This window comes from Pseudomonas sp. YL2 (assembly GCF_023063025.1).
Lineage (GTDB): Bacteria > Pseudomonadota > Gammaproteobacteria > Pseudomonadales > Pseudomonadaceae > Aquipseudomonas > Aquipseudomonas putida_A.
The window spans coordinates 289,332-306,673 of sequence record NZ_JAJSLU010000004.1 but is presented as its reverse complement, the minus strand read 5'-3'; the positions used below and the strand labels follow the sequence as shown (position 1 = coordinate 306,673).

The 17,342-nt window shown below is 59.2% G+C and carries 12 protein-coding genes; 5 read left to right on the top strand and 7 right to left on the bottom strand.

Features of this window, described 5'->3' with window-relative positions; all coding sequences use genetic code 11:
- Positions 1 to 163 precede the first annotated feature (163 nt).
- The gene (locus LVD08_RS08770; RefSeq protein WP_115988230.1) at positions 164 to 1,705 is read left to right on the top strand and encodes an alkaline phosphatase D family protein; all 1,542 of its coding nucleotides are present in this window, start codon (positions 164 to 166) and stop codon (positions 1,703 to 1,705) included.
- A 116-nt stretch (positions 1,706 to 1,821) separates the two neighbouring features.
- Here the strand turns inward: LVD08_RS08770 and LVD08_RS08765 are convergent, their stop codons facing one another.
- Positions 1,822 to 4,350 (bottom strand): PepSY domain-containing protein, encoded by a 2,529-nt coding sequence (locus LVD08_RS08765; protein WP_247267928.1) that lies wholly within the window; start codon positions 4,348 to 4,350, stop codon positions 1,822 to 1,824.
- Between the two features lie 236 nt (positions 4,351 to 4,586).
- Positions 4,587 to 6,908 carry a TonB-dependent receptor gene (locus tag LVD08_RS08760; protein WP_096795326.1) on the bottom strand — a complete coding sequence of 774 codons (2,322 nt, stop codon included), beginning with the start codon at positions 6,906 to 6,908 and terminating at the stop codon, positions 4,587 to 4,589.
- 207 nt (positions 6,909 to 7,115) lie between these two features.
- Between LVD08_RS08760 and LVD08_RS08755 the strand changes: the two genes are divergently transcribed.
- The 4 genes from LVD08_RS08755 (at position 7,116) to LVD08_RS08740 (ending at position 11,892) form a co-directional block, all read left to right on the top strand.
- Positions 7,116 to 7,796, top strand: a complete 681-nt coding sequence (locus LVD08_RS08755; RefSeq protein ID WP_027610799.1) for a Fe2+-dependent dioxygenase — start codon at positions 7,116 to 7,118, stop codon at positions 7,794 to 7,796.
- Positions 7,793 to 8,548, top strand: coding sequence for a tetratricopeptide repeat protein (locus tag LVD08_RS08750; RefSeq protein ID WP_103367768.1), 756 nt, complete (start codon positions 7,793 to 7,795; stop codon positions 8,546 to 8,548). The genes LVD08_RS08755 and LVD08_RS08750 overlap by 4 nt, the downstream gene beginning before the upstream one ends.
- A gap of 201 nt (positions 8,549 to 8,749) precedes the next feature.
- Positions 8,750 to 10,966, top strand: a complete 2,217-nt coding sequence (locus tag LVD08_RS08745) for an alpha-xenorhabdolysin family binary toxin subunit A (protein WP_247267927.1) — start codon at positions 8,750 to 8,752, stop codon at positions 10,964 to 10,966.
- 47 nt (positions 10,967 to 11,013) lie between these two features.
- Positions 11,014 to 11,892: a hypothetical protein gene (locus LVD08_RS08740; RefSeq protein ID WP_097090484.1), complete on the top strand. Its 879-nt coding sequence runs from the start codon at positions 11,014 to 11,016 to the stop codon at positions 11,890 to 11,892.
- A gap of 47 nt (positions 11,893 to 11,939) precedes the next feature.
- Here the strand turns inward: LVD08_RS08740 and LVD08_RS08735 are convergent, their stop codons facing one another.
- From LVD08_RS08735 to LVD08_RS08715, 5 genes are all read right to left on the bottom strand, one after another.
- Complete coding sequence (locus tag LVD08_RS08735; protein ID WP_039769212.1) at positions 11,940 to 13,103, bottom strand: type III PLP-dependent enzyme; 1,164 nt, start codon at positions 13,101 to 13,103, stop codon at positions 11,940 to 11,942.
- A gap of 633 nt (positions 13,104 to 13,736) precedes the next feature.
- Positions 13,737 to 14,894, bottom strand: a complete 1,158-nt coding sequence (locus tag LVD08_RS08730) for an osmoprotectant ABC transporter ATP-binding protein OsmV (RefSeq protein WP_027610804.1) — start codon at positions 14,892 to 14,894, stop codon at positions 13,737 to 13,739.
- Positions 14,891 to 15,544 (bottom strand): ABC transporter permease, encoded by a 654-nt coding sequence (locus LVD08_RS08725; RefSeq protein WP_007965673.1) that lies wholly within the window; start codon positions 15,542 to 15,544, stop codon positions 14,891 to 14,893. Before LVD08_RS08725 ends, LVD08_RS08730 begins: the two co-directional genes overlap by 4 nt.
- 12 nt (positions 15,545 to 15,556) lie before the next feature.
- Entirely contained in the window at positions 15,557 to 16,450 is an 894-nt protein-coding gene (locus LVD08_RS08720) for a glycine betaine ABC transporter substrate-binding protein (RefSeq protein ID WP_247267926.1), read from the bottom strand.
- Positions 16,451 to 16,471: 21 nt separating this feature from the next.
- Positions 16,472 to 17,161, bottom strand: coding sequence for an ABC transporter permease (locus LVD08_RS08715; protein ID WP_177409065.1), 690 nt, complete (start codon positions 17,159 to 17,161; stop codon positions 16,472 to 16,474).
- Positions 17,162 to 17,342: the final 181 nt, after the last annotated feature.

Here is a 17,342-nt window from a genome sequence, read left to right as displayed (position 1 = left end):
CCCCTGTGGGAGCGGGCTTGCTCGCGAAGGCGTCGTGTCAGTCGATATCTTTTTAACTGATACACCGCTTTCGCGAGCAAGCCCGCTCCCACAGGGGGGATGTGCTGTCATGCCGGATTCATCATCCCGTGCTTAAGTTTTCCTTTTTTCAGGGAGAACACGCATGAGCGATTTCAATCCGGGGCGTCGGCGGGTCATGCAGGTGGTCGGTGCCGGGCTGCTGATGCCGGGGCTGGCGCCGGCGGTGATCGCGTCAGTCAAGGATCGGCCGCAACTCACCGACGGCGTGCAGTCCGGCGACCTGCAAGGCGACCGCGCGATGATCTGGAGCCGCAGCGATCGCCCGGCACGGATGGTGGTCGAGTGGGACACCCGTAGCCAGTTTCGCCACCCGCGCCGTGTAGTCTCGGCACTGGCAGATGCGCGCACCGACTTCACCGCCCGCGTCGAACTCACCGGGCTGCCCGCTGATCAGGCGATTTTCTACCGGGTGTATTTCAAGGACGCACAATCCGGCGTCGCCAGCGAGCCGTGGCTCGGCCATTTGCGCAGCGCTCCGAAGGCGCGGCGCAATATCCGTTTCGTCTGGAGTGGCGACACCGTCGGCCAGGGCTTCGGAATCAACCCGGACATCGGCGGCATGCGCATCTACGAATCCATGCGCCTGCGCCTGCCGGACTTCTTTATCCACAGCGGCGACACCATCTACGCCGACGGCCCGGTGCCGGCGCAACTGACCACCGAAGGTGGACGTATCTGGCGCAACCTCACCACCGAGGCCAAGAGCAAAGTCGCGCAGACCCTTGACGATTATCGCGGCAATTATCGCTACAACCTGATGGACGAAAACATCCGCCGTTTCAACGCCGAAGTCCCGCAGATCTGGCAGTGGGACGACCACGAAGTGGTCAACAACTGGTCGCCGGGCAAGCAGCTCGACGAGCGTTATCAGGAAAAAGATATCCACACCCTGGTCGGCCGCGCGCGCAAGGCCTGGCTGGAATATTCGCCGATGCGTTTGCAGGCGGCCGACGGCGGCGGGCGAATTTATCGCAAGCTCAGCTACGGGCCGATGCTCGATGTGTTTGTGCTCGACATGCGCAGTTATCGCGGGGCCAACGACGACAACCTCGGCGCGGCGAAACCGTTTTTGGGGCGCGAGCAACTGGACTGGCTCAAGCGTGGCTTGAAGCACTCCAAGGCGCAGTGGAAGGTGATCGCCGCCGATATGCCGATCGGCCTCGGCGTGCCCGACGGTGAAGTCAGCCCGGGTGTGGCGCGCTGGGAGGCGGTGGCCAACGGTGATCCCGGCCCGGCTCAGGGACGAGAGCTGGAAGTCGCCGAGTTGCTCGGTTTTCTGCGCGCGCAACAGGTACGCAATTTTGTGTTTCTGACCGCGGACGTGCATTACTGCGCGGCGCATCACTATCACCCGGACCGCGCGGCGTTTCAGGATTTTGAACCGTTCTGGGAATTTGTCGCCGGGCCGCTGAATGCCGGGAGTTTCGGTCCTAATCCGCTGGACAAGACCTTCGGCCCGGAAGTGGTGTTCCAGAAGGCCCCACCCACGCAGAACGCTTCGCCGTTTGCCGGCTTTCAGTTCTTTGGCGAGGTGAACATCGAAGGGCAGAGCGGGGAGATGAGTGTGGTGTTGCGGGATTTGAATGGGGTAGCGGTTTTCGAGCAGAAATTGCAGCCCGTTTAGACGCTGAGAACCTGTGGGAGCGGGCTTGCTCGCGAAGACGGTGTGTCAGCGAAGTCGATATCGACTGGCACGGCGCCTTCGCGAGCAAGCCCGCTCCCACCGGGTAATGATGGGTGTCAGTACACGTCGCGGCGATAGCGGCCCTGTTCGATCAGACGTTCGACTTCGGCGGTACCGAGGATGTCGTTGAGTACCTGATCGACGCCAGAAGCCATGCCCTGCAGGCTGCCGCAGATGTAGATCACCGCACCGTCAGCCAGCCATTTCTTCAGTTCGTCAGCGGATTCGCGCAGACGATCCTGCACGTAAATCTTTTGCGCCTGATCCCGCGAAAACGCCAGGTCCAGCCGCGCCAGATCACCATTGATCAACCACTCTTCCAGCTCCGCCCGGCAGAGGAAATCGTACTGACGATTGCGCTCGCCGAACAGCAGCCAGTGACGCTGCTGACCGTCGGCGATGCGTGCTTTGAGCAGGCTGCGCAATCCGGCGAGGCCGGTGCCGTTGCCCAGCAGAATCATCGGCACCGGTTCGTTTGGCAAGTGGAAGCCACTGTTGCGCCGCACGCGCAGGCTGATGCTGCCGCCCACGGGCGCATGCTCGGTCAGCCAGCCGGAGCCGATGCCGAGGCTGCCGTCGCTGTGTTGTTCCTGACGCACGATCAGTTCCAGCACGCCGTCGGCGGCAATCGAGGCGATCGAGTATTCGCGCATGCCCAGCGGCACCATCGCATCCACCAGCGCTTGCGCATGCAGGCCGACCAGATGCGCGCGATGCTCGGGCAACTGGCGGCTGGCGAGGGCGATTTCCAGTGGCTCTTCGAGGCCGTTGATCTTCACCGTGGTTTCGCCACGAATGCCGAGGCCGTCGAGGAAGTGTTCGATGGCCCACGGGCAGTTGCGCGGCAGCACTTCCACCAGATCGCCGGCCAGCCAGCTGCTGGTGCTCGGCGCTTTCAGGCCCAGCAGGTACACCGGCGCGCCGCTGCTGTCGGGGTTCATCAGTTCGCGGCTGACCAGCGTCCAGTTGTCGTAGCTCGACGCTTGCCAGGTGTCGACCGGCGCTTGTCCGGTCAGCTGTCCGAGCTGGGTTTGCCAATGACGCAGGGCGTAGGGGTCGCCGCTGTCGACTTCGACCGGGGCGAACAGGGTCTTGCCGCCGTGCTCGCCCAGCCACTGATGCAGGCGTCGGGCGAAACCGCAGAAATTCTGGTACTGGCGGTCGCCGAGGCCCAGCACCGCATAGTTCAGGCCGTCGAAGCTTGCAGCGTTGCTCAGCACTTTGCGCTCGAAACCACGCGCGCTGTCCGGTGCTTCGCCGTCGCCGAAGGTGCTGACCACGAACAGAGCGTTACTCGATTCACGCAGATCCTGCGCGCTGACGTTCGCCAGCGGCTGCACCTTCACCGGCAACCCGGCGGCTTGCAATTGCCCGGCGGTCTGCCACGCCAGTTGCTCGGCAAAACCGCTCTGGCTGGCGAAACCCACCAGCCATGCCGGTGCATCAGCGGCCGGTGCCTGAAGACCTTTGCGCGTGTCCTGAATCTGCTTTTTCTTGCGCCGGCGATCCAGATACAGCAGCCATCCGGTGATGAAAAACAGCGGCATGCACACGGCGGCGAGGGTGACGATGATCCGTCCGACGAGGCCGAAATAGCTGCCGACGTGCAGCGCGTAAATGCTGGTCAACAGCTGCGCCTTGAAGCTCTTGTCAGCGTAGCGGTCGACACGTTTGACCACGCCAGTGGCCGGGTCGAGGGTGATCTGGTTCAGCGCGCGATCATGCGGCGAGCTGTCGAGCAGGTAGAACACGGTCGCCGGTTGCCCGGCCACTGGCGGCATGCGGATGTTGTAGGCCGACAGGCCCGGGCCGGCCGCGCTGTAGATGCTGCTCCACATCGCCGCATAGTCGGCGGTCGGTGCCGGACCTTCTGGCGCGGGGCCGCGACCGCCGCGCACACGCTCGTTTTGCGGCGCGTCGGAAAGCAGTTTGGTCAGGCCTTTGTTGTACCACTCGTACGACCAGGACAACCCGGTCAACGCCAGCAGCAGATACACCAGCAGGCACCAGGTGCCGGCCACCGAGTGCAGATCCCAGTTGAAGCTGCGGCCCTTTTTCTTCCAGTCGAGGGTCAGCCACACGCGCCAGCTGTTCCACTGGCGTGGCCAGCGCAGATACAGCCCGGAGAGGCAGAAGAACAGCAGGATCAGGGTGCAGGCGCCGGTGATGTTGCGCCCGGTATCGCCCATGGCGAGAAAGCGGTGCAGTTGCAGCATCAGGCCGAAGAAGTCCTGGCCCACGGCATCGCCCATGAACTCGCCGGTGTACGGGTCGAAGTAGCGCATCTCGCCACGGCGTTCGCCTTTGGGCGGGGTGAAGTAGACGCGCGCGGCGTTGCCACTGTCGGTTTCGACCCAGAGCATCCCGACTTTCTTGCCGGAGTTCGCTTCGATGTGTTCCACCAGCTCGACTGGAGGCAGGACGCCAGGGACCTGTTTTTCCACCTGCAACACCGACGGGTTCAGCGCCCGCAGGATTTCGTCCTGGAACGAATAGGCGGCACCGGTAATGCCCATCAGGGCCAGCACCAGCCCGGCAGTGATGCCGAAAAACCAGTGCAACTGGAACAGGGTTTTCTTCAACACGTCGCTCGCCTTGTCCGTTCGAAAATTGTCATCACGGCGCGCATTATGCCGTGGGTTGTCGAGAGCTTCTTTGATTACGCACAAAGGCCCCGTTCAATCTAATGAACGGGGCCGGATCTGCTGATTGCATTAACTGTGGGAGGGGGCTTGCTCCCGAATGCGTCGTGTCAGTCGATATCTATTTCACTGACACATCGCCTTCGCGAGCAAGCCCGCTCCCACATTTACCGCATCAATCAGAAGTGGAAGTTGGTGCTCAACAGCGCCGTACGGCCCGCCGCCTGGTTGGCGAAGTGGGTCGAGAAGGCTTTGTCGTAGTAGGTTTCATTGGTCAGGTTCTGCACGTTGAGTTGCAGGTCGACGTTCTTGCTCAGCTTGTAGGCGGCCATCGCGTCGTAACGTACATAGGAATCGACCATCGTGGTGTTGGCTACGCTGCCGTAGACGTCGTCGACGTAGAACGCGCCGCCACCGAGGGTCAGCTTCGGCGTGACCTGATAAGTGGTCCACAGGCTGGCGCTGTTTTTCGGCGTGTTGGGCAACTCGTTACCGTTGTTGATTTTGTTGGCTGGCAGGTCACCGCCGTCCACCTGTTCGCTGTCCATGTAGGCGTAGCCAGCGAACACTTGCCACTTGTCAGTGATCTTGCCGCTGGCCGACAGCTCGATACCTTGCACGCGGGTCTTGCCGGCGTTCTCGTAGGAGGTGGTGTCGACTTGTACGCGAGCGTTTTCTTTCTCGGTGCGGAAGATGTCAGCGGTCAGCGACAGGCGATCGTTCAACAGATCCCACTTGGTGCCGATTTCGTAGTTCTTGGTGGTTTCCGGCTCCATGTCGCTCTTGAGCAGGTTGCCATTGCGATCCGGGGTGCCACCCAGCGGGTTGCCTTCCTGGCCTTCGCCGAGGGTGTTGCCCGGTGGTGTCGCGGAAGTCGCGTAGGAGGCGTAGATGCTGCCGTTCGGTGCCGGTTTGTAGACCACGCCGAACTGACCGGTGACGAATTCGCTGGTGTCATCACCCTTGGAGGTGGTGGTGCCGGCGTTGTTGTAGGTCTTGTAGTCGGTGTCGAAGTGGTCGTAACGCAGGCCCATGTTCACCAGCCACTGCTCGGACAACTCCAGGGTGTCGAACGCATACAGCGCGTAAGTGTTGGCCTTGGTGTCGGTGCCGGCGTAGTTGCGCGAGATCGCGCCGTTCCACGGATCGTTCGGGTTCGGGTTCGACAGCGAGGTGCAGTTGTAGCCGCTCGATGCGCCAATCATCGACGGGGTGCAATTGGTGGTCGCAGCGCTGGTGCGCGGCGTGGTGTCAGTGTTGACGTTGTACGAGGACTTCTGGCCTTCCTCGCGGGTGTATTCGACACCGGTGGAGAAGCTGTTCTTGAAACCGGCGACGTAGAAATTGCCGAACAGGTCAGTCTGGTTGGTGGTGGTCTCGGTGTTGCTGACCCGCGTGTTGGCACGGCGCCAGACGCTGCCATTGTTGACGTTGCCCTTGCTGTCGTCCGGCTGGGTGAGGATGTAATCCTGCATGCTGGTGCCGTGGCGCAGGGTGTTCTTGATGGTCAGCGAGTCGCTCAGGTCATGCTCGATGGCGAAGGTCGCGGTGTCGGTGCGGCCCTTGCGGAAGTCGCGATCCAGACCGTAGAAGTTGCTGTGATCACCACCGGCGTACGGCTTGTCCGGGTTGGACTTGGTGCGTGCTGCCGAACCGCCGGCCGGAATGGTATAGGGAATGCCCGAGTCCGGGGTGTCGTTGCTTTCCAGATGGTAGTAGTCGAGGTTGACGCGGGTGTCGGTACCCAGGCCAAACGCCAGGGACGGCGCGATACCCCAGCGATCGTAGTCGACCTTGTCGCGACCGGCGACATTGCTCTCGTGGCTCATCAGGTTCAGGCGGCCGGCAGCGGTGTCGCTGAACTGGTAGTTGCCGTCCAGGGTGTAACGCTGGGTCTGGTCGGAACCCCAGGTGAAACCACCATCAAACGAATTGCCCAGGTGCGCTTTCTTGCTCACCAGGTTGATGCTGCCGCCGGCTGCGCCACGACCGCCGATGGCGGAGTTCGGGCCTTTGCTGACTTCAATGTTTTCTACGGCGAAGATTTCGCGACTCTGCGAACCGGTGTCGCGCACGCCGTCGAGGTAGGTGTCGCCCTGGGCGTCGAAACCACGAATGAACGGACGATCGCCCTGCGGGTTGCCGCCTTCACCGGCACCGAAGGTGATGCCCGGCACGGTGCGCAGCGCGTCCTGCATGTTCAGGGCGCCGGTGTCTTTCAGGACTTGTTGCGGAATGACGGTGACCGAGCGCGGCGTGTCGACCAGCGGTGCGGTGTACTTGGGCGAGGAGGCTTTTTCGACCTGGTAGGACGTCGAGTCCTGCGCTTCGCCGGTGATGGCGGTAGCGTCCAGAGCGATGGCATTGCCGGACGCTTTGCTGTCGGTCTTTTCCGCGGCGAAGACCATGTGGCCAGCAGAGCCGGCGGTGATGGCAACACCAATGGCCGAAGCAAGCAAACGTGGTGAACTGACCGGCAATTGAACCTGTTGACGTGACATTTTTATTCCCCTCCCCAAGGATTTGAGGTCGCGGAATATAGGGTAAACAGGTATTCGTATCAATTGCGAAACATTGTTATTCGCGACGAATTTACATTCTTTACAATTTAACCTTACGGTTTTTGCCGATTCATCCGTCGTGCGGGTTTTACACAGCCAATAAGAATCAATACCATTGGCACCCCTTTACCATCAGGTACGATCGCCATGCTGCTGCACATCCCCGGCCTGTTCGCCAAAGCAGAAGTGCAGCGCATCCGCGAGGCGCTGGAGCAGGCGGATTGGGCTGATGGCAAGATCACCGCCGGCTATCAGTCGGCGAAGGCCAAGCACAATCTGCAGCTCCCGGAAGGCCATCCGCTGGCCAAGGAAATCGGTGCAGCGATGCTCGAGCGGCTGTGGAAAAATCCGCTGTTCATGTCGGCCGCGCTGCCGCACAAAGTATTCCCGCCGTTACTCAACTGCTACACGGCGGGCGGCAGTTTCGACTTTCACATCGACAACGCCGTGCGTCAGCCCAAAGGCAGCATCGAGCGGGTGCGCACCGATCTGTCGGCCACACTGTTTTTCAGCGAACCCGAGGATTACGACGGCGGCGAGCTGGAGATCCAGGACACTTTCGGCACGCAACGGGTGAAACTGCCCGCCGGCGATATGGTGCTGTACCCCGGCACCAGCCTGCACAAGGTCAATGCCGTCACCCGCGGCGCGCGTTATGCGTCGTTCTTCTGGACGCAAAGTCTGGTGCGTGAAGACAGCCAGCGCGCTCTGCTGTTCGAGATGGACGGGGCGATCCAGCAGCTCACTCAAGACATGCCCGATCACCCGTCGCTGATCCGCCTCACCGGCACCTATCACAATCTGTTGCGGCGCTGGGTCGAGGTATGAGTTTTCAACTGCGACGCGAAGAAGTACTCGACGGCGCCCAGCTCAACGCCATGCTTGAAGAAAGCCCGGCGCGTGCGGCGCAGGCGATTCTGCTCGCGGCCGGCCAGGGCATTGTTGAAGCGCAGGCGCTGCTCGGGCAGATCCTGCTCGATGGCCGTGGCATCGCCCAGGATCAACCCTTGGCACTGCGCTGGTTTGGTATCGCTGCCGGGCAAGGGCACTTGATGGCGCGCAACATGCTGGGGCGTTGTCATGAACATGGCTGGGGGTGTGTGGCGAATGCCGCGATTGCCGCGCAGCATTATCGAATCGCCGCTGACGCGGGGCTGGATTGGGCGATGTACAACCTGGCCAACCTGCTGGGTACCGGGCGCGGAGTGACGTTGGATCATGCTCAGGCCCTGGGGTTGTATCAGCGCGCCGCTGAAGCAGGCCACGCCAAGTCGATGAACCTGCTGGGGCGTTATCTGGAAGAAGGGCTGGTCTGTCGGGCCGACCCGGTCGCCGCGCGCGACTGGTACCGACGTTCGGCCGAGGGCGGAGATTTTCGTGGGCAGTTCAGTTATGCCGCAATGCTGGCTGATGCTGGATTGATCGAGGACGCACTGGGCTGGTTGCGCAAGGCACTGGCTACAGGGAACGTGAATTTTCTGCGGGTGAGCATGAGTTCATTATCGAGCGCCCGTCATCCGTCGATTCGCCAGATGGCCGATGCTTATCGGCAGCGGCTTGGGGAATTGCTCGTCGCTTGAGTCATTAAAAAGTCTTTCGGTTGGCCATTGGTTAGTTGGATTTTCTGCTTCTTGTATTTAATTTTAATAGTTAATAACTTGGCGAATTAGTTGTATTTGCCTACTGTCGGGTTCGATGTTGTTCAAGTGATTGGAAGTTTCTTGTCGGCATCGAAAATAAAATAGCCGTTATTAATATCCACGGAAGACAAGGAGTCTTTGATGGAGCTCAAGTTAAATGACAAGGTGGTCGAGGCCGCCGCGAAAGCGCCTCTGGCATTTGTAAATGCCTCGCTGGGCGTGGGTGAGGAATATAACCGGGGTACCGGTATACAACTGACCAAAGAGCAAATTATCAGTCTCAGGAAGTATGAAGTTCTCGGCCTCTCGCTGCCCGTCCGGTTGCAAGATGTTATTGCCTATCTAAACTATGGTGCGGGTGATGAAGGCGGCGTGGGCCTGAAAGCGGGAGATTTCCTGCGTACCTTCAGCATGACCTATGATCACGCCAAACGCTGGTCGCCATTGCGCGAAAAGATCATGTTGACCGGTAACGATCTGAGAATCTTTGCTGGCAGTATTATCCGCACGGGTAACGCCATTGTTGAAGTGTATGAGGATCTCAAGGCCTCGAGGTATCTCGAAGAGCACAACATCAATACGCCTAAGGAATACCTGAATCTGCAACGGCAGATTCCGGGTCTGCCTGATCTTGACCTGTCTTCGGAAGATATCCTGGATATCAAGGCGTATCTCAATGACCTGTTGGCTAAAGTTGCGCATTGTCATCAGGAAGCCGAGCGCGTTCGGGCCCTGCTGGACAGTTTTGGCGCCGATATGCGTGAAAAGGTGCTGCCGGAAATTGCCTTGCGACTGCAGTTCGTCTCCAGGAACACTTATCAGAACGATACCAAGGCGCTGCAGGAAGTCATTGATCAGCGCGCAAAAGAAATTGATGAACTGAACAAACAGTACGACCAACTGGTGCAGGAAGCGATCAAGTCGGCAGCCACCCTGAATATTGGCGGATTGATTCTTGGCATTTACCAAGGCGTCAAGGCCGAGAAAATCCGCTCTGAACGTAATCGCCTGAAGCAACTGCAGCAGGTCGATAACCAGAGTATGGCAAGCAAGAACCAGACGCTGAGTTCGTTGAACAAGGTTCGAGATGATTTGCAAAATTTGAGTTACGTGGCGATTGAAGCCGAGGTCGCGACTCAGAACCTGATGCTGGTATGGAATGCCCTCAGTGATTACGTCGAGGCGTCGTTCAAGGAAGTTGACGGTATTTTCGAAGCGACTTCGCTACGCCGTTTCAAGATTCAATTACTGAGTATCATCGATCCCTGGGAGCAGATAAAAGTCAGCTCTGATCAGTTGCTGAAAGTGTTTGAAGAGGCTGACAGGGAATATGAAAGAAGTGGGCTGGTTGTTCGGAGTGGGTCAATGATGTCTTTGCTATCGGTTAGTTCGGCTGTACCCGCATTCAACATGCCCCGCCTGCGTGAGCATAATGCGGGTGTGCAGGGTCTTAATACCACGGCTCAGATGCTCTTCGAGCAATTCGATTACATGCCTGGAACTGTCGGGGCCATGAACAATCTGGCGCTCGCCATCAACAAGGCCACCTACGATCTGCGGAGTCAGGCACAGGCCACCAGCATTTACCTGGAACGCGCCGATAAAAAACTGCGCAGCTATCAAGCTGAGCTGGAGTATCCGGACGACGCGGACGAAGTTCGCGAGGATATGGAGGTCGAGCTGAAGAATATCTTCAACAAGGTGGCGGTGCAGAACGAAGATCTGAAAGCTGTGCACAAGAGCATCAGCGCTTATTACGATCGCAGCGCCTCGGCCGAGTGGATCGTGACGCTCAAGGCCGAGCGTGTCACCACGATCGAGCTCAAGGCCAGATCCGACAAAAAACTCGCAGACCTGACGATCGAAATGAAGTCTGTTTCCGAGGGTATTGATCTGATCGCCAAGGCTGGCATCGAGAAAATTGGCGAACAAGCGCAGTTGTCTCTGGAAAACCTCAAGGCATTGGGACTGGCGCCACCTCAGGTGCAAGTTGCCCTGCTGGCTATCGAGACGCTGAAGAAACTGATTTCCGGCATTGGCGAGGCCGTTTCCTTTCTCAATATGCTGGCAGCGTACAACCGGCTGAATGAACAGGCAGGTGATCTGCGCACACAGATCAACAAATACAGCAAAGACCTCGCGCGCATTGAAGGCCGGATCGAGCTGGTCGAAACCCTGGATCAACTGGACGACGGCCGTGCGGCTTACGCTGGAGAGTTCAGCGTTCTGATCGATGACTTTACCCGCTTCGCCAATGATTTCAGACAGAACACTGCGCTTCCCGTTGAAACCCGGGCGCAAGCAGCGATTGATCGAGTCGCCGAAGTCGTCAGGCATCTAAAGAGCATTCATCAATAACAAGGAGCTGGAAAGGTGGGCGAATAGCCTGCCTTTCCTGAAACGGCATGAATGCTTTGGCTTATGAATTTTCAGCGATGCAACGGCGTGTACTGGACCGTTACGGGCGATTTCTCGGCACCTTGCCGACGACATTCAATGCGATACCGCTGGTCTTCGAGCGCCGGAGAAAGGCAGGGCATCAATTGGCCGTCCTGGCCAAAGACTCGCGTCTGGAGAACGCCCGGTTCAATCAGCGCTATCTGCAGGATTTCTGGGCGCGTACCGAAGCGTCGAGGCGTCTTGGCGCAGGGTATCTAGGGGATCTGCAAGTGTTTACCCGCGAAGCCCTGGATATCACAGGCAACACCTCCAGACACGAGCCTGTCAGCCAGGTGGACTTTCGGCTGTTCAGCCTTTCGCGGTCGACCAGCTGGCAGTTGTTCCCAGCAGAGGATGTGCCTGACCTGATCCACGAACTGGCACTGCGTTTCTATGCGCTGCAGGCCGAGATACGGCAGCTGAAATACACAGTCGTGGAAGTGTACGACGAGTCATTTGGCTTGAAGTCAGTGTTTCTCGGCGCTATGGATCACCGCTCCTGCCTGTGTCATGCGACGCCAACCGTTGCCGAAGGGTTGTTTGGCGATTCATTGACGACGCCTGTCTGGGATCTGGCTTATGCATCGACCGATCCGGCCATCAGGGCGGCTGAATACCAGGCTGATATCGCGGCGTTATTCAATGGGTTCGTGTCGGTGAATACGCAGATGGGGCTATTCATCGAAGCGCTTTATCAGCGCCTCGACAACGTGTGCAATCAACTCTTGCAGGCGAAGGCTGCGGTGAAACTGAGTGAGCTGAATTTCAAACTCGCCGCGATGACCGAGAGCGCCAATGAGTGCATGGCAATGCTCGATCATCTTGAGGCGTGGCTGCGCCCATAAAAAAAGGCCCATGATTGCTCATGGGCCTTTTTCTCAATCGCTACGTATTACACGTAGAACGATTTCAGCGGCGGGAAGCCATTGAATTCGACGGCGCTGTAACTGGTGGTGTACGCACCGGTCGACAGCCAGTACAGGCGATCACCGATGGCCAGGTTCAGTGGCAGACCATACTTGTAGTTCTCATACATGATGTCGGCGCTGTCGCAAGTTGGACCGGCGATGACCACTTCTTCCATCTCGCCTTTCTTCTCGGTCCAGATCGGGAACTTGATCGCTTCGTCCATGGTTTCGATCAGGCCGGAGAACTTACCCACATCGGTATACACCCAACGCTCGACGGCGGTGCGGGATTTACGTGCAACCAGCACGACTTCGCTGACCAGAATGCCGGCGTTGGCGATCAGCGAACGGCCCGGCTCCAGAATGATTTCCGGCAGGTCATCGCCGAAGTCTTCTTTCAGGAAGCGGATGATCTCTTCGGCGTAGGTTTCCAGGCTGTTGGTGCGGGTGATGTAGTTGGCCGGGAAGCCGCCACCCATGTTGATCAGCTTCAAGTGGATGCCGTCTTCTTCTTTCAGACGCTCGAAGATCACTTTGACCTTGGCGATCGCCGCGTCCCAGACACTGATGTCGCGCTGTTGCGAACCGACGTGGAACGAGATGCCGTACGGCACCAGGCCCAGGTCGCGGGCGAGGATCAGCAGGTCCATGGCCATGTCGGTCTGGCAGCCGAACTTGCGCGACAGTGGCCAGTCAGCGGTGGTCGAGCCTTCGGTGAGGATGCGCACATAGACTTTCGCACCCGGCGCAGCCTTGGCAATGTTGCGCAGGTCGGCTTCGGAGTCGGTGGCGAACAGGCGCACACCCTTCTCGTAGAAGTAGCGGATGTCCTTGGACTTCTTGATGGTGTTGCCGTAGCTGATCTGGTCCGGGCTGACGCCACGGCTCAGCACTTTGTCCAGCTCATAGATGGAGGCGATGTCGAAGCTCGAGCCTTTCTCTTTGAGCAGGTCGATGATCTCGACAGCCGGGTTGGCCTTGACCGCGTAGTAGACCTTGGCGAATTCGAAACCGGCGCGCAGGTCATCGTAGGCCTGGGCGATCATCGCGGTGTCGATCACCACGAACGGGGTTTCCTGTTTGTCGGCGAACGCCTTCATTTTCTGAAAGGTTTCGCGCGCGAAATAGTCTTCGACCTGGATCGACATGCTGGAGTGCTCCTATGGGCAAACGGGTAAAAACATGGGTGTAAATGAACGTCCTCCGTATCCCCACTTTGGTTCGCCTACTTCCCAAGGCATGTCGCCGAAAGCAAAAAGGCCACGGGCGTAACTGCCCTTGGCCTTGCTGTCTCGTCGTCAGTACTTGAGCCGGATGGATCGTTTCCAGCATGGACGTTCGGCGCGAACTTTAGGGCGTGAGGGGCCTGAGATCAACTAAAAATGTCGCGTTTTTGCACGCTTCTGACGTACGTCGCGGATATCACTCTTTGTAGCCGACCGAGATGACGGACAGATGTTCCCCGGGAATTTTCATGTGTTAAAAATACCTGCACGTTCGCGGCTTTTATCGACTAACTCGTGGGTAAGTGCGATAGGCGCAACATCGGCGACGTTGGCGGCGAGAGGCGGGTGTGAGGGGGATTTTGGCCGTTTGGGAGCGGGTGTTTGCAGAGGTTCTGTGAACGCAGCTGTTGAGATTCTTTTCCGCCCTGCGAATCATCAGGATTACACGAATCCTGTGGGAGCGGGCTTGCTCGCGAAGACATTTTCACAGCCGACATCACCGCCGACGGCCACTACGCATTCGCGAGCAAGCCCGCTCCCACAGGTTTGGAGTTTTTACGCGATTACAGCCTCAGCCGGCGAGACGATATTGGTCTTCATCCCGCGCGAACGCCCCGAGCTCAGATAGGCTGCGATCGACTCCTGCGTCACCTCACCGAGGAACACCCGCTCGGCATCCATCACCGGCAGCCACGAACGGTTGAACTCGTACATGCGCGACAACAGGATGCGCAGGTGTTCGTCGTACGCCGCCGTGGCGTTGAACTCACGCAGATACTGCGCGCAGGTGCCGGTCTGGCGGTGCAGGTCGCGACGACGCACATAGCCCAGCGCCTTGTTCTCGGCACAGGTGACCACCACATAGCGGCGGTCATGCTCGTCCATCAACTCCAGCGCATCGGCCACCGGGGTTTCCGGGCTGACCGAAGGCGCATTGTCGGCGGCGTCTTCAGCCTTCACCAGCAGCAGGCGTTTGAGGGTGCTGTCCTGACCGACGAAATTGCTGACAAAGTCGTCCGCCGGGTGTGCGAGCAGGGTGTCCGGGTGATCGATCTGCAGCAGTTTGCCGGCGCGGAAGATCGCGATCTTGTCACCGAGCTTGATCGCTTCGTCGATGTCGTGGCTGACCATGATCACGGTCTTGTTCAGCGCGCGCTGCATCTCGAAGAACTCGTTCTGGATCATCTCGCGATTGATCGGGTCGACCGCACCAAACGGCTCGTCCATCAGCAACAACGGCGCATCCGCCGCCAGTGCGCGGATCACACCGATGCGCTGTTGCTGGCCGCCGGACAGTTCACGCGGGTAACGATGCAGATACTGCTTGGGTTCCAGCTTGATCATGCTCATCAGTTCGCGAGCGCGATCGTGGCATTTCTGTTTGTCCCAGCCGAGCAGTTTCGGCACCACGACGATGTTCTCTTCGATGGTCATGTTGGGGAACAGGCCGATCTGCTGGATCACGTAGCCGATGTTGCGGCGCAGGGTCACTTCGTCGAGGTCGGTGGTGTCTTCGCCGTTGATCAGGATCTTGCCCGAGGTCGGCTTGATCAGGCGGTTGATCATTTTCAGCGTGGTGCTTTTGCCGCAACCCGATGGCCCGAGGAACACACAGATTTCGCCTTCATTGACGGTTAGGCTTACCGAGTCCACGGCTTTGACATCTTTGCCGTTGCTCTGGAAGGTCTTGCTGAGGTTTTGAAGTTCGATCATTTGAGGAGTCCTTTTGGAGTCAGCGTACGTTGCAGCCACTGCAGGAGAAGGTCGGCGAAGATCGCCAGAAGACTGACCAGCAGCGCGCCGACGATCAGCATCGACATGTCGCTGCGGCTGATGGAGGCGAGGATCAGCACGCCAAGGCCACCGGCGCCGATGGTCGCGGCGATGGTCATCACGCCGATGTTCATCACCACGGCGGTGCGCACCCCGGCGAGGATCACCGGCACTGCAATCGGCAACTCAACCATGCGCAGGCGCTGGCCGAAGGTCATGCCGATGCCGCGTGCAGCTTCACGAATGCCCGGCTCGACGCCGGTCAGGGCGAGATAGGTGTTGCGCATGATCGGTAGCAGCGAATAGAGGAACACTGCGGTGATCGCCGGCATCGGCCCCAGGCCCTGGCCGAATTTGGAGTAGAACGGCAGCAGCAGGCCGAACAGGGCAATCGACGGCACGGTCAGCAGCACCGTGGCGCTGGCCTGCAAGGGACCGGCGAGGCTCGGGAAGCGCGTCATCAGAATGCCCAGCGGCACACCGATGAGAATCGCCAGCGTTACCGCGATGCCGACCAGGGTGATGTGCTGCCAGGTCAGGTGCATCACCTGCTGCCAGTCGAGGTGGGAAAAGGCGTTCAGAAATTCCATGACTTTTCCTCCTTAATTGAGTGGGTGCTGGCGCAGGAAATCCGCTGCCACTTTCGACGGGCTCTCATGATCGACGTCGACCCGCGCGTTGAGTTGGCGCATGGTTTCGTCGTCGAACAGTTGCGCCAGCGGCTTGAGTTGCTCGACCAGTTGCGGGTGCGCATCGAGGTAGGCCTGACGCACTACCGGCGCGGCGGTGTAGTCGGGGAAGTAATGCTTGTCGTCTTCCAGCAGCTTCAAGCCGAAGGCGTTGAGGCGGCCGTCGGTGGTGTAGACCAGACCGGCAAACACCTGGCCGTTGCGCAGCGCGGTGTAGACCAGCCCGGCGTCCATCTGCCGGATGTTCTTGCGGGTCAGGTTCATGTCGTAGAGCTTGACCATGCCGTCCAGACCGTCGGAGCGGTTGGCGAACTCGGTGTCCAGCGCCACCAGGTGATTGGTCTTGGCTTCATCGCGCAGCACCTTGTTCAGGTCGCTGATGGTGTTGATCTGCGGGTACTCCTCGGCGACTTTTTTCGGCAGGGCGAGGGCGTAGGTGTTGCTGAATTTCGACGGGGTCAGCCAGACCAGGCCTTTTTTCGCGTCGAGTTCTTTGACCCGGGCGTAGGACTGTTCGCTGTCGAGTTTTTCGGTGACATGGTTGTAGGCCACCAGCGACACGCCGGTGTATTCCCAGAGCATGTCCAGTTGTCCGCTTTCGTGGGCGCTGCGGGCGAGGTTGCTGCCCAGACCGCCGGTGATCTGCGCGTCGTAGCCTTTGCTGCGCAGGTATTGCGCGGTGATTTCCGCGAGCAGGGTCTGCTCGGTGAACACCCGGGCGCCGAGGCGAATGAGCGGTTTTTCCGCCGCCTGGGCAAATCCTGCGAACAGCATGATGCAGCCTAAGATCAAGCTAAATCGTTTCATAAGTATTCCTTCGCAAAAGCCTTAAGACGGGCGCAAACCGCGTTCCAGCCAGAGACGGCTGGCGAGGGTGACCACGCCATCGAGCAGCAGGGCCAGCAGCGCGGTGCACGCAGCGCCGAGCAGCAGTTGCGGCTGATTGTTCAGGGCGATGCCAGGGAAGATCAGGCTGCCGAGGCTGTTGGCGCCGATCAGGAAGGCCAGCGGCGCGGTGCCGACGTTGATCGCCAGTGCCACGCGCACGCCACCGATGATGATCGGCACCGCATTGGGCAATTCGACTTTCCACAACACCTGGCGCGGGGTCATGCCGATGCCGACGGCGGCTTCTTTCAGCGAACCCTGGACGTTTTTCAGACCTTCGTAGGTGTTACGCACAATTGGCAACAGAGAAGCGAGGAACAAAGCGAAGATCGCCGGACCACTGCCGATGCCGAGAATCCCCAGGGCAATCGCCAGTACGGCCAGCGGTGGCACGGTGTTGCCGATATTGAAGATCTGCATGAAGCGTTCAGCGCGGCCGACCATGGTCGGGCGACTGAGGAAGATACCGGCGGGGATGCCCACGACCAGGGCGGCCAGCATTGAAGCGAGGACGAGAATCAGATGAGCTTGCAGGTAAAACAACAAATCGTCGCGGTAGTGTTCGATCGTGTTGATGCCGATCCAGTGGATCAGCAGGGCCAGGAGCGCGATAACCACCGCACCTCCCATCAGCCCTTTGCCATAGCGGATAGCCACAGGCGGACTCCTTTTTTATAGTCGGCGAACGCTCTCCCGTGTGGCATGCCAAGCCTTGGCTGCCGGGAATAAACGTTCGCGAGAAGCAGCTCCTTCAGCACCGGCAACAAGCGGTCTGAAAGCGAGCCATGAGCGCAGCCTCGTCAGGCTAACT

Coding starts and splice junctions, on each gene's coding strand:
- LVD08_RS08755 (WP_027610799.1), top strand. CDS start 7,116: ATGCTGCTGCACATCCCCGGCCTGTTCGCCAAAGCAGAAGTGCAGCGC.
- LVD08_RS08725 (WP_007965673.1), bottom strand. CDS start 15,544: ATGGAATTTCTGAACGCCTTTTCCCACCTCGACTGGCAGCAGGTGATG.
- LVD08_RS08735 (WP_039769212.1), bottom strand. CDS start 13,103: ATGTCGATCCAGGTCGAAGACTATTTCGCGCGCGAAACCTTTCAGAAA.
- LVD08_RS08740 (WP_097090484.1), top strand. CDS start 11,014: ATGAATGCTTTGGCTTATGAATTTTCAGCGATGCAACGGCGTGTACTG.
- LVD08_RS08720 (WP_247267926.1), bottom strand. CDS start 16,450: ATGAAACGATTTAGCTTGATCTTAGGCTGCATCATGCTGTTCGCAGGA.
- LVD08_RS08730 (WP_027610804.1), bottom strand. CDS start 14,894: ATGATCGAACTTCAAAACCTCAGCAAGACCTTCCAGAGCAACGGCAAA.
- LVD08_RS08760 (WP_096795326.1), bottom strand. CDS start 6,908: ATGTCACGTCAACAGGTTCAATTGCCGGTCAGTTCACCACGTTTGCTT.
- LVD08_RS08715 (WP_177409065.1), bottom strand. CDS start 17,161: ATGGGAGGTGCGGTGGTTATCGCGCTCCTGGCCCTGCTGATCCACTGG.
- LVD08_RS08745 (WP_247267927.1), top strand. CDS start 8,750: ATGGAGCTCAAGTTAAATGACAAGGTGGTCGAGGCCGCCGCGAAAGCG.
- LVD08_RS08750 (WP_103367768.1), top strand. CDS start 7,793: ATGAGTTTTCAACTGCGACGCGAAGAAGTACTCGACGGCGCCCAGCTC.
- LVD08_RS08770 (WP_115988230.1), top strand. CDS start 164: ATGAGCGATTTCAATCCGGGGCGTCGGCGGGTCATGCAGGTGGTCGGT.